The following is a 12280-nucleotide window of genomic DNA, read 5'->3' as shown; positions in this document are numbered from 1 at the left end:
CGGGAGGACCATCATGACCCACAGCTATCCGAACCATAAACTTAAACTTTTTTCATTGAACTCCAACTTATCCTTGGCACAAGAAGTAGCCGAAAAAATCGGAGTACCGCTCGGTAAAAGCTCCGTTAACCGTTTCAGCGACGGAGAAGTACAGATTAACATCGAGGAAAGCATCCGGGGCTGTGATGTATTCATCATCCAATCGACTTCAGGTCCAGTTAATGAGAATATTATGGAACTTCTAATCATGATTGACGCAGTAAAACGTGCATCAGCTCAAACCATCAACGTCGTTATGCCATATTACGGTTATGCACGCCAAGATCGTAAAGCCCGTTCACGTGAACCGATTACTGCTAAACTTGTGGCGAATCTGTTGGAGACTGCTGGAGCACATCGTGTCATCGTTCTCGACTTGCACGCTCCACAAATTCAAGGCTTCTTTGATATTATGATCGATCATTTGATGGGTGTGCCGATTTTGGCTGAATACTTCAAACAGAAAAACTTGGATCCATCCGAATTGGTCATTGTATCGCCTGACCATGGTGGTGTAACACGAGCACGGAAAATGGCGGATCGCCTAAAAGCTCCGATTGCTATCATCGACAAACGCCGCCCGCGTCCGAACGTTGCTGAAGTGATGAATATCGTTGGTAACGTAGAAGGAAAAACGGCGATTTTAATCGATGATATCATTGATACAGCAGGTACTATTACGATTGGTGCAAATGCATTAATTGAAAGTGGAGCGAAAGAAGTGTACGCATGCTGTACGCATCCAGTACTTTCCGGTCCTGCTATCGAACGGATCGATAACTCCGCCATAAAAGAATTGATCATTACGAACTCGATCGAGTTACCGGAAAGTAAATTCTCACCGAAGATTAAACAGTTATCTGTAGCAAATCTATTGGCAGACGCAATCATTCGTGTCTTTGAAGAGAAATCGGTAAGTACGTTGTTTGATTGATCCGAGTTCATGTTTTGTTTCAGTGTTTTAAGGGAATGTCTATATAGGATAGGTATATCTGATTCGGAAAGGGGATCTTATTGATGAGTACTCTTACGGCTAAAACACGGGAAGGTAAACAACAACGATCTAAATTGACAGAACTTCGAAATTCAGGGTATATTCCGGGTGTTGTTTATGGATATCAACTTGAAGCAACGGCCATTGCAGTTCCTGAAAAAGAGCTTATGAAAGCTATGAAGGAGTCAGGAAGAAACGGCGTTCTGACATTGAATGTAGATGGCAATGATGTAAATGTCATGTTAAGCGACTACCAACAAGACATCATGAAAGGGCAAATCACACATGCTGACTTTTTAGCGGTGAATATGTCCAATGAGCTTGAAGTGAAAGTAGTCGTGACATTGACAGGCGAGTCTGAAGGCGTTAAAGCCGGCGGCATTTTGGAACAGCCGAATCGGGAACTGATTTTGAAGGTGAAACCATCAGATGTACCAGAATCAGTAGAAGTTGATATATCAGGGTTACAAGTCGGTGAAACATTGAAGGTTGCGGATATTCGAGAGAAAGTGAAGTTCCAAATCTTGGATGATGACGACCTCACATTAGTGACTGTATCAGCACCACGAGTATCAGAAGAAGAGTCGGAAGATGCTGGTGAAGAAGATGAGAAAGCCGATGCATCTGGTGAGGCAGAGTAATAATAAGATGAAGAAAAATGGGAGTGCATGAGCAGTCCCATTTTTTTCGATTGGATAATGGGGGAACGACATGAAGTTGATTGTGGGATTAGGTAATCCGGGCAAGCAATATGAAAATACCCGGCATAATATCGGTTTCAAAGTAATCGATGAATTGGCCGAACGGTGGAATGCGCCACTAAATCAGATGAAATTTAATGGTATGTACGCGACGGTCCATCGTCCCGAAGGAAAGGTCTTGCTACTAAAGCCGTTAACTTATATGAACCTTTCGGGGGAATCTGTCCGTCCACTCATGGATTATTTTGAGATCGATCCTGAAGATATCGTAATCCTTTACGACGATCTGGATCTTCCTCCTGGTCAGTTAAGACTGCGCCAAAAAGGAAGTGCAGGCGGGCATAATGGTATGAGATCGCTGATCCAGCATTTAGGGACTCAAGAATTTAATCGAATTCGGATTGGAATCGGACGACCTTCCGGCGGGATGAAAGTACCGGATTACGTACTGTCAAATTTTAGTACCGATGAATCAGCCATAATCCGGGAATCCATCGTAAAAAGTGCAGATGCATCCGAGGCATGGCTCAAGCAGCCGTTTTTATCAGTCATGAATGATTTCAATAGCCAATAAGGCATAATTTGGCGGTGCCTGGTCTATACTTTGGGTAAAAGGAGGCTGGGTATTCATGATCCGCTATCGTTGCCGTCATTGTGAAACGGAAATAGGGGAAATACCATTGGATTCTGCGGAGGATGTCATGTCCAGACTTCAGCTTCATGCGAAGGACGACTCTGGAAACTATATGACTGTTGATCCAGAAGGCGGGACTACGATTAGCTGCATTTGCGAAGAATGCCAGAAATCACTTAACCGCAATCCAGACTATTACGCATTACAGAAATGGCTTCAATAACGGGAATTGCTTTGGTACGCATTTGCGTCCAAAGCCTTTTTCCGTTAGGCGATCAATGATCGCGTCAGAAAGGAATGAAACTGCGAATGGAAGCTGTGCTTCAATATTTTACTCAGGATGCTCAAGTGAAAAGCCTTCTCCAAGAATGGAAGAACGGACAGCATCAGCAATTAGTGACGGGATTATCCGGTAGTGCAAGGCCGGTTTTCATACCAGCAATGTTAAAGCTAAACAAACCTATATTGGTTGTCTCACCGAATCTACTGCAAGCTCAGCGGATGGCTGATGATTTAGCGAGAATCATAGGGGACGAGTCTGTCCACTTATATCCTGCCGATGAACTGATCGCAGCTGATTTATCTGTATCCAGTCCAGAACTTCGGGCAGAGCGAATTTCGGTATTGAATAAAATGATCAATGGAGAGCCTGGTGTTTATATCACACCGATTGCCGGGCTACGGAAATACTTGCCTGAAAAGGAGCAGTGGATACGAAGCATTTTGAAAACGTCTGTCGGAGATGAGGTAGATGTTGAGGAATGGATCACTTCACTTGTCTCGATGGGGTATTCACGCCAACCGATGGTAACTGCTCCTGGAGAATTTGCACTTCGTGGAGGGATTTTGGACATTTATCCATTGGATCTTCATCCTGTACGGCTGGAGTTCTTCGACACGGAAGTGGATTCTATCCGGACTTTTTCAGCGGAGGATCAGCGCTCCATAGCTAAATTGGATCGCATCAGCATCTTGCCCGCCACTGAATTTGTCTGGACCAGGCAGGAGCTTCTTCTGTTGGCTGAAAAGCTTGAGGAAGCAAGAGCTGTCAGTTTGAAGAAAATCACAAAAAAAGATGTGAAAGAATTATTAGTTCAGAACATCCAGCATGACATTGATTTGTTACGTCAAGGTGATGTGCCCGAGCAGATCGTTAAATACATTTCTCTCTTATATAAGCAGCCCTCCTACTTGGGCGATTACTTTGCTCAGGACGGAATTGTCATATTCGATGAATTAGGACGGATTATGGAAGTAACAGATTCATTAGAAAAAGAAGAGGAAGAATGGTTCATTTCCCTTTTGGAAGAAGGGAAAATCGTCCATGGAGCAAATCTTTCATTTTCATTTAAAGAAATTATGGCCATGTTGGAGCAGATGAAGGTGTACTTCTCTCTATTCGTCCGCACATTTACCGGGATTCCGGTAAAACGTGTCGTTTCTTTCTCATTGAAACCGATGCAGCATTTTCATGGCCAGATGCATTTATTGAAGAACGAAATGGAACGTTGGAAAGTCGGGAAGTTCCATGTTCTTATTTTGGCTGAAAAGAGCAGACTCGAAAAAGTCGGAAGTGTATTAGAGGACTACGGAATGGAAGCGCAGCTTGCTTCGGAAACTGCAGATCTTTCTAAGCCTGGTACCTATTTAGTAGAAGGCGATCTCTCCGCCGGTTTTGAAATGCCACTTCAGCATTTAGCCGTGATCACAGATGCTGAGTTGTTCAAGCAGCAACAGAAGCGGAAAGCCCGTCCTCAGAAAATGACCAATGCGGAGCGCATCAAAAGTTATTCCGAAATTAAGACAGGCGATTATGTTGTACACGTCCATCATGGGATTGGTAAATACTTAGGGATAGAAACGTTAGAGGTTAATGGAGTCCATAAGGATTATTTGCATATCCGTTACCGTGCCGATGATAAATTATTTGTTCCGGTCGACCAGATTGACCTGATCCAGAAGTATATAGGGTCGGAAGAGAAGGAACCGAAGCTTCACAAACTGGGCGGAGCGGAATGGAAGAAGACAAAGACAAAGGTATCTAACGCCGTCAAAGACATTGCAGATGAACTGATCAAACTATATGCGAAACGGGAATCTGAAAAAGGGTTTGCATTCGAGAAGGATGATGACCTTCAGCGATCATTTGAAAATTCCTTCCCATATGAAGAAACAGAGGATCAGCTCCGTTCGATTGTAGAAGTTAAACGTGATATGGAAGTGCAGCGGCCGATGGATCGTCTAATTTGTGGGGATGTCGGATACGGGAAAACTGAAGTTGCCATCCGTGCCGCTTTTAAAGCGATCAATAACGGGAAGCAAGTCGCTTTCTTAGTTCCAACAACTATTCTGGCACAACAGCATTATGAAACGATGAAAGCCCGCTTCGGGGATTATCCGATTGAAGTAGGTTTGCTAAGCCGTTTCCGTACGAAAAAACAGCAAACAGAAACGATTAAAGGTTTGAAAGAAGGAACGGTTGATGTTGTGGTAGGAACCCATCGTCTTTTGTCAAAGGATGTAATTTACCATGACTTAGGTTTGCTGATCGTCGACGAGGAGCAACGCTTCGGTGTCACCCATAAGGAGAAGATCAAGCAGCTGAAAACGAATGTTGACGTGCTAACTTTGACAGCGACGCCGATTCCACGGACTCTTCATATGTCTATGATCGGAGTACGGGATTTGTCTGTAATCGAGACACCACCTGCTAACCGCTACCCTGTTCAGACATATGTCATGGAATATAACGGGGCACTTGTACGTGAAGCGATTGAACGTGAAATGGCTCGTGGCGGCCAAGCCTTCTACTTATATAACCGGGTAGAGGATATGGCAAGGAAAGTCGATGAAATCCAGATGCTTGTTCCAGAAGCTCGGGTAGGATATGCCCACGGAAAAATGACCGAGAGTGAGTTGGAGTCTATTATTCTTAGTTTCTTGGAAGGAGAATACGATGTTCTCGTCACGACAACAATTATCGAGACGGGAATTGATATTCCGAACGTCAATACACTGATTGTCCATGATGCTGACCGAATGGGACTATCACAACTGTATCAGCTGAGAGGACGGGTCGGGCGTTCAAGCCGCGTAGCGTATGCTTATTTCATGTACCAGCGCGACAAAGTTCTGACAGACGTTGCAGAAAAGCGGCTTCAGGCAATCAAGGAATTCACAGAGCTTGGTTCCGGATTCAAAATTGCAATGCGTGATTTATCCATCCGAGGAGCAGGGAATCTATTGGGCGCGCAACAGCATGGGTTTATTGACTCGGTCGGATTTGACCTCTATTCACAAATGCTGAAAGAAGCGATAGATGAAAAACAGACTGGTGAAGTGAAGGCAGAGGCAATTGAAGTGGAGATATCCCTTAACTTGGATGCCTTTATTCCTGACCAATACATTCCGGATGGCTTCCAGAAGATTCAAATGTATAAACGGGTAAAAGCGGTAGAAAAGGAGTCGGATGTTGAAGAGCTGATCGACGAGCTGCATGACCGGTTCGGAGATATGCCGCTTGAAACGGAATATTTGCTGAGAATTGCCCGTATGAAAGTTTGGGCAAAACAAGCAGGAGTGGAATCCATCAAGCAAAAGTCGAATATAATCACAGTAAGACTTTCACCAGAAGGATCATCCAATATTGATGGTGGGAAAGTGGTTCAAGCGTCAATGGAATTCGGCCGTGCTGTCGGCTTTGGCATGGATGGCCAAAACTTCGTTCTGACGATTGATGAAAATAAAACCGGAAAAATCATGTGGTTTGATGTTTTAGAAAAAATGGTAAAAGTTTTGCCTGAATCTCTCAAGGAAGCAGTTGCATTTGATGGCGAGTAGTTCATCCGTTGCATAATTTGTCCAAAAGCCGTCCATACTAACGACAGAATCGCAGCAATTTCTATACTGTCAAATGGAGGCATCATGAATGAAAGCAACTGGTATCGTCCGAAGGATTGACGATTTAGGACGCGTCGTCATACCGAAGGAAATTAGACGTACACTCCGCATCCGTGAAGGAGATCCACTTGAGATTTTTACAGACCGGGAAGGCGAAGTCATTTTAAAGAAGTACTCGCCGATCAGCGAATTGAGTGATTTCGCAAAGGAATATGCTGAAACGTTATATGAAACATTAGGAACACCGACTCTGATCAGTGACCGTGACGAAATGATTGCGGTTGCCGGTGTATCCAAAAAGGACTATTTGAACCGTAGAATATCAGCGGAAGCTGAAGAAATCCTGAACAACCGAACCATTGTAATTGAAAAGCATGAAAAGTCACTGGAATGGGTACCAGGGCAGGTAGAGCAGATCAAATCTTACTGTATCGCGCCGATTGTCGCCAATGGAGATCCGATTGGTGCTGTCTATCTCTTCTCCAAACTGCATTTCCTTGGAGATGCCGAGCAAAAAGCGGCTGAAACTGCTGCCCACTTCCTCGCAAAGCAAATGGAACAATGAAATAAGCCGCATTCCTCTGGTTTGACCAGAGTGGATGCGGCTTATTCTTTTTCTTAATGAATGGAATTTTAATGCGGCAAATATTGAACAACTGACGGTCTTCACAACGGAAATGTTACTCCTTAAACACCACCTCAAAATAATCCTTCCATTTTTCAATGATATTGATAATCATTCTCACCTATGTTAAGCTATCACTATAAAGCGACTCAATTTAATGTAAATTAAAATGAAATATACGTATAACCTAATCTTGGAGGGTACCTATAGTGGCGGAATTGTACGACTTGACGATAGTTGGTGGAGGACCTGCAGGTCTGTATACCGCTTTTTATGCAGGATTGAGGAATATGAAAACAAAAATTATTGAATATCAAAGCAACTTAGGGGGAAAAGTACTTCTCTATCCAGAAAAGATGATTTGGGATGTGGGAGGACAGCCACCGACATTAGGAGAGCGTTTCGGAAAACAGCTGATTGAGCAAGGACTTACATTCGACCCGACAGTATGCCTCGATACTAAAGTGGAACGAATTGAGAAAGATGAACATGGATCTTTTGTTCTCCTAACAAATAATGGAGAAAAGCATTTTTCCAAGACGGTTGTCATGGCCAATGGAGGAGGAATTATCAGCCCGTTGCGCCTTGAACTTGAAGGGGCGGAAAAATATGAAATGGCAAATCTTCACTATACGGTGCAATCGTTGAACCGATTCAGAGATAAAACCGTACTGATATCAGGAGGAGGGAATGCGGCTGTCGATTGGGCAGTTGAATTACTCCCGATTGCCAAAAAGGTAATCGTCATCTATCGGAAGGACACCTTATCCGCTCATGAGGCCCAGGTTGAGCAACTAAAAGAGAGCAATGCAGAATTATTATTAAATACTACGATTGAAACGTTGGTTTCCAACCAAGAAAAAACGGCAATTGAAGAAGTGGTTTTACAGGTGGAGCATACTGGGGGAAATGTATCATTGAAGGTAGATGAAGTTCTGATTAACCATGGTTATAACCGCGACATTTCATTGGAGTTCCCTCAAGCTCTCCAACCTGAATTAGTTGATGATTACTACTTTAAAGGAGATTCCACGGGTAAAACTTCGCAGCCTGGGATTTTTGCTGCGGGGGATATCTTAACTTTCGAGGGGAAAGTTAACTTACTGGTCGGCGCATTCCAGGATGCCGTTAATGCAGTCAATCAGGCTAAACAATATATTGATCCGAAAGCCGACAAATTCGGAATGGTATCGTCCCATAACGAGACTTTTGTGGAGCGAAACCGTAAGATGATTTCAAAGTTATTGGAACAAGAACATGAGTATCAGCAGTCCAGTGTAACCAACAAATAACATTAGAAATTTGATGAACACCACACGCGAGCATAAACTTCGTGCGGTGTTCTGTTATTTTGTATACTTTGGTTACATGAAATTAGGAAAGGAACGATTCAGTTGACGTTGACATATGTAAGCAGGACTCCGGAAACAGTTGATCCAAATAGAAAATACCCTGCCATCTTCCTGATGCACGGAATGGGAAGTAATGAACAAGACTTGATTCCTCTTATAGAAGGATTGGGAAAGGAGGTCTTCGTTTTCAGCATACGTGGTCCATTATCGCAACCGCCTGGGTTTGCATTCTTCTCAATAGAGGGATTCGGTAAGCCGCATCGGGAGGTATTTGAAGCAGCCATGGATAAAGTGGAAGAGTTCATTGATGAGGTAGTGGTCAATCACCCGATCGATCCATCAGCGATCTTCTTGATGGGCTTTAGTCAGGGGGCCATCCTTTCAATGTCACTTGGTATTAAAATCCATGGTCGCATCAAGGGGATTGTTGCATTAAGCGGCTATATTCCGTCATTTGTAAGAGAAGAGAACGCTGATGTGTCGTTAAACGGGATAGATGCCTTCATATCGCATGGTGAGCAAGATCCGGTTCTTCCATTCGAATGGGGAGTAGAAGCTGAGAAGTTCTATAAGCAGCACGGTGCATCGACGAATTTTAAATCGTACTCTGCTCCTCATACCGTTACGATGGATAATGTTCATGACTTAAGGTCATGGCTGTCGGAAAGATTATAAGTAGATTGAGACGGAGCCTTGTAAACAAACGTTTATAAGGCTATTTCATTTGATTAAGTGCTACTCACTTTGGTTAAATTAATTTCGGTTCATGAATTTGCGAGCTATGAGAAGATGGAAAATATTCTCAAACTCCTATTCAGTTAATGCTGAAATACGTATGAACTTACAGCTGTTCCGGTCGAAGATTACATTACAGAAGGGGAAAATGATGATTTCATTTATTTTAACGTTAAAGCGTTTGCTGTCAGCAGTTTTTCGCTTATTTAAAGAACCGATTTTCAGATCATTGCTTTTTACATTAGCTGTGATTTTGCTTTCGGGTACATTATTTTATCGCGGTGTTGAAGGATGGTCTTTCTTAAATTCACTGTATTTTGCTTTTATAAGTCTGATTCCAAGCAGTGTGGATACCGGATTAGTCCCTCAAGCTGATATTAGTAAATGGTTTACCATGATCTATTTAATCGTTGGTGTAGGGGTTATGTTAATGACACTCATTACAATTGGTCTTGCTGTTGCGAAATTTGAAAAGGAAGAAATCAAATTGTTAAGGAACCCAAAAGAGTAAGGTGAGAACGAAAAAGCACCGCAATTGAATTGCGGTGCAGAAGTGAAGAAGAGTTACGGGTGTATTCAAGAAACCTGCGACTTATTGTTCCTTAATCTTTGCCAGCCTGATGAAATACTCGTCCCGTTCACGGATTCTTCTTTGGATTTCTTCGTGATCAGCATACGTAAATAAGCCGTTCCCCGTTTTCGTCCCAAGGTTGCCGCTTTGAACCTTCTCTTCTACAAAAGGTGGAATTTTTTCATCCTTGGATAGGACAGGTGCCAAGTTCTCGACGACACTTTTCCAAATGTCCAGCCCTCCAAAATCAGAGGTTTCCAGCGGGCCGATAAAGGCCCATCGGAAACCGGGTCCAGCTGTAATAGCCAGGTCAATATCCTCTGCCTCAGCCACATCGTTGTCGAGTAAATAGAATGCTTCACGGACCAAAGCTGCTTGAAGCCGGTTGGCGATCAATCCCGGGATGTCTTTCTTCAACACAACCGGTTTTTTCCCGATGGCTTTCAATACGTCTACTGTTCGGTCGATGATTTCTTGAGAAGTTTCTGGCCCTTTCACCACTTCGACAAGCGGTACTAAATGTGCTGGATTGAAAAAATGAGTAATGATGAGACGGTCATTCTTTTTAACGCCTTCGGACAGTTCTTTAATCGAGAATGTTGACGTATTTGACGCAATAATGACGTCCTCATCAACGATTTCCTCCAATTGGCTGAATAACTCAAACTTAATCTTCAAGTTCTCAGAAACCGCCTCTGTAACGAAACGTGTCCCACTTACAGCTTCCTTCAAATCCGTAGATGTTGAGATATGCTGCAATGCAACGTTCTTATCTTCCTCTGTAATCGTCTGTTCTTGAATCATCATATCCAAGTTATTCGAGATCCGCTCTATCGCTTTCTCTAAAAATTCATCCTTTATATCGTACATTTGTACATCGTAACCCGCTTGTGCGTAAAGTTGGGCAATCCCATGCCCCATTGTGCCAGCACCTAATACTGTAACTTTTTCCGGCATACCGATTCCTCCTATCATTCGGCAGTACTGGACTGCCATGGATAACTTTATTATAAAGTAAAGTTCACTTAATCAGTAGGAAGGAGAAATGCATGCAACTTTTCCCATTTCTCCTTCGTGCTATAATGGTGACATTGTAGAATGGAGCGGGGAATTGTATTATGTCAGAACAATGGAATATGAAAGTATTCATGAAGGGTGCGGTCCTGCTGACAGTAGCCGCACTCATTGTAAAACTATTGAGTGCCGTATATCGGGTCCCGTTTCAGAATTTAGTCGGGGACCAAGGCTTTTACATATACCAGCAAGTTTATCCGTTCATCGGAATCTTCACGGTATGGACTTCGTATGGATTTTCCGTGGCCATATCTAAGATGCTGGCTGACCGAGAGGCAAGGACGATGAGTTCAGCGGGAGAAGTGATGAAAGTAGCTTTCTTCTTCTTAAGTGCCATTTCGGTTGTATTCTTTATTATCTTATATGGTTGCGCTGATCTAATAGCCGGTTGGATGGGAGACTCCGAATTGGCCTCGCTTCTTCGTGCAGGATCATTCGTTGTTCTTCTCATGCCATTCCTTGCTCTGCTAAAAGGATCTTTCCAATCACGGGGGCGTATGCAGCCAGTTGCCGTATCTCAAGTAGTAGAACAGGCTGTACGTGTAACAGTGATTCTAATAGGAACGTATATCGTCGTAAAAACAGGTGATTCTCTATATGCTGCAGGCCAAATGGCAATGTGGGGAGCGGTGGCTGGAGAGCTTGCAGGGGTCATCCTTCTATTCGTCTATTTCCGTAAAGTGATGACAGGACAATCTCTATTAGCCAAAAAACCGTTACACCCTATCTGGCCGACGATTAAAGAAATGACCTTCATCAGCCTAAGTGTCAGCATGAGCTCATTGATCTTGTTGTTTTTCCAGTTAGTGGATTCCTTTACGGTATTTTCGCTGTTAGTTGAAAATGGAGTGCAACGAATAGAGGCGATGGAAACGAAAGGTGTGTATGACAGAGGTCAGCCGCTCGTCCAGATGGGTATACTGATTGCATCGACATTATCGCTTGCCATCGTCCCTTTAGTCGCCCACACGCAGGCAAAAAAGGAGGGGAGAAGCGACGTGTACGTCCAATTGACGTTCCGGATTGCTTTCCTCTTTGGATGGGCAGCGGCACTCGGATTAGTATTGGTCATGCCTTATGTGAATGAAATGCTGTTTCAAACAAGGGATGAATCAGGGACATTGATGGTTTTTTCGGTACAGATCTTATGGTTATCGCTTATTCTAACGCTGACTGCCGTCTTGCAAGGCTTAGGTCAGGTGAAGGTGCCAGCGGTCTTGCTGATTGGTGGACTCGTGCTGAAGTGGCTCGGAAACCATTTGCTCATTCCAAACTTCGGTGTAATGGGAGCCGCGATCGCCGGGAATATTGGATTTGCGGCAATCACATTGGGACTTGTGCTCTACTTTAAACGAGTATGGCCGGTCCGTTTGGCAAGCATGAAATTCTATAGCGGCCTGTTTCTTGCGTCTATTGTCATGACCATCATCGTATTGATATGGGAGTTTGCAGGCGACTACTTCTTATTCGATGGATTTTCAAGTCGAATGGGTGCGACAATAACCGGCTTATCAGCAGTCGGAATCGGAGCGGCAGTATTCCTGCTGATTATCGCAAGACTTAGAATTATCTCAGTCAGGGAATGGTACTTGATTCCTTTAGGGCGAAGAATGGCCCAGCTTCAGTTGTTATTACAGAAAAACGGTAAGGGATGA

Annotated in this window: 11 protein-coding genes; 10 read left to right on the top strand and 1 reads right to left on the bottom strand. The window is 43.6% G+C overall.

The features are described 5' to 3' along the window. Positions 1–13 precede the first annotated feature (13 nt). From ACFOZY_RS07395 to ACFOZY_RS07355, 9 genes are all read left to right on the top strand, one after another. Positions 14–973 (top strand): ribose-phosphate diphosphokinase, encoded by a 960-nt coding sequence (locus ACFOZY_RS07395; protein ID WP_378153899.1) that lies wholly within the window; start codon positions 14–16, stop codon positions 971–973. A gap of 83 nt (positions 974–1056) precedes the next feature. Continuing rightward, positions 1057–1674 (top strand): 50S ribosomal protein L25/general stress protein Ctc, encoded by a 618-nt coding sequence (locus ACFOZY_RS07390; protein ID WP_378153897.1) that lies wholly within the window; start codon positions 1057–1059, stop codon positions 1672–1674. A 70-nt stretch (positions 1675–1744) separates the two neighbouring features. Continuing rightward, positions 1745–2308, top strand: coding sequence for an aminoacyl-tRNA hydrolase (gene pth, locus ACFOZY_RS07385; RefSeq protein ID WP_378153895.1), 564 nt, complete (start codon positions 1745–1747; stop codon positions 2306–2308). Positions 2309–2363: 55 nt separating this feature from the next. Next, a complete protein-coding gene (locus tag ACFOZY_RS07380; protein WP_378153893.1) occupies positions 2364–2591 on the top strand; it encodes an anti-sigma-F factor Fin in 228 nt (75 codons plus the stop codon). Positions 2592–2665: 74 nt separating this feature from the next. After that, the gene (gene mfd, locus ACFOZY_RS07375; protein WP_378153891.1) at positions 2666–6208 is read left to right on the top strand and encodes a transcription-repair coupling factor; all 3543 of its coding nucleotides are present in this window, start codon (positions 2666–2668) and stop codon (positions 6206–6208) included. Positions 6209–6296: 88 nt separating this feature from the next. Beyond that, positions 6297–6833 carry a stage V sporulation protein T gene (gene spoVT, locus ACFOZY_RS07370; protein ID WP_378153889.1) on the top strand — a complete coding sequence of 179 codons (537 nt, stop codon included), beginning with the start codon at positions 6297–6299 and terminating at the stop codon, positions 6831–6833. 269 nt (positions 6834–7102) lie between these two features. Then, on the top strand, positions 7103–8185 hold the full coding sequence (locus ACFOZY_RS07365) for an NAD(P)/FAD-dependent oxidoreductase (RefSeq protein WP_378153887.1): 1083 nt from the start codon (positions 7103–7105) through the stop codon (positions 8183–8185). Positions 8186–8287: 102 nt separating this feature from the next. Further along, positions 8288–8920 (top strand): alpha/beta hydrolase, encoded by a 633-nt coding sequence (locus ACFOZY_RS07360; protein ID WP_378153885.1) that lies wholly within the window; start codon positions 8288–8290, stop codon positions 8918–8920. Positions 8921–9026: 106 nt separating this feature from the next. Next, positions 9027–9491 (top strand): potassium channel family protein, encoded by a 465-nt coding sequence (locus tag ACFOZY_RS07355; protein ID WP_378153883.1) that lies wholly within the window; start codon positions 9027–9029, stop codon positions 9489–9491. Between the two features lie 81 nt (positions 9492–9572). Here ACFOZY_RS07355 and ACFOZY_RS07350 read toward each other — a convergent pair whose 3' ends face one another. Next, entirely contained in the window at positions 9573–10508 is a 936-nt protein-coding gene (locus tag ACFOZY_RS07350; protein ID WP_378153881.1) for a 3-hydroxyacyl-CoA dehydrogenase family protein, read from the bottom strand. A gap of 161 nt (positions 10509–10669) precedes the next feature. Here ACFOZY_RS07350 and ACFOZY_RS07345 point away from each other — a divergent pair, with 161 nt between their 5' ends. Continuing rightward, on the top strand, positions 10670–12280 hold the full coding sequence (locus ACFOZY_RS07345; RefSeq protein WP_378153879.1) for a putative polysaccharide biosynthesis protein: 1611 nt from the start codon (positions 10670–10672) through the stop codon (positions 12278–12280).

The sequence above is a fragment of the Chungangia koreensis genome (assembly GCF_042651785.1).
In the GTDB taxonomy this organism is placed as follows: domain Bacteria; phylum Bacillota; class Bacilli; order Bacillales_A; family Planococcaceae; genus Chungangia; species Chungangia koreensis.
Note: the sequence above shows the minus strand (reverse complement) of the source record. Positions and strands in the feature narration are given on the sequence as shown.

Coding starts and splice junctions, on each gene's coding strand:
- ACFOZY_RS07395 (WP_378153899.1), top strand. CDS start 14: ATGACCCACAGCTATCCGAACCATAAACTTAAACTTTTTTCATTGAAC.
- ACFOZY_RS07355 (WP_378153883.1), top strand. CDS start 9,027: ATGAGAAGATGGAAAATATTCTCAAACTCCTATTCAGTTAATGCTGAA.
- ACFOZY_RS07380 (WP_378153893.1), top strand. CDS start 2,364: ATGATCCGCTATCGTTGCCGTCATTGTGAAACGGAAATAGGGGAAATA.
- mfd (WP_378153891.1), top strand. CDS start 2,666: ATGAAACTGCGAATGGAAGCTGTGCTTCAATATTTTACTCAGGATGCT.
- pth (WP_378153895.1), top strand. CDS start 1,745: ATGAAGTTGATTGTGGGATTAGGTAATCCGGGCAAGCAATATGAAAAT.
- spoVT (WP_378153889.1), top strand. CDS start 6,297: ATGAAAGCAACTGGTATCGTCCGAAGGATTGACGATTTAGGACGCGTC.
- ACFOZY_RS07350 (WP_378153881.1), bottom strand. CDS start 10,508: ATGCCGGAAAAAGTTACAGTATTAGGTGCTGGCACAATGGGGCATGGG.
- ACFOZY_RS07345 (WP_378153879.1), top strand. CDS start 10,670: ATGTCAGAACAATGGAATATGAAAGTATTCATGAAGGGTGCGGTCCTG.
- ACFOZY_RS07390 (WP_378153897.1), top strand. CDS start 1,057: ATGAGTACTCTTACGGCTAAAACACGGGAAGGTAAACAACAACGATCT.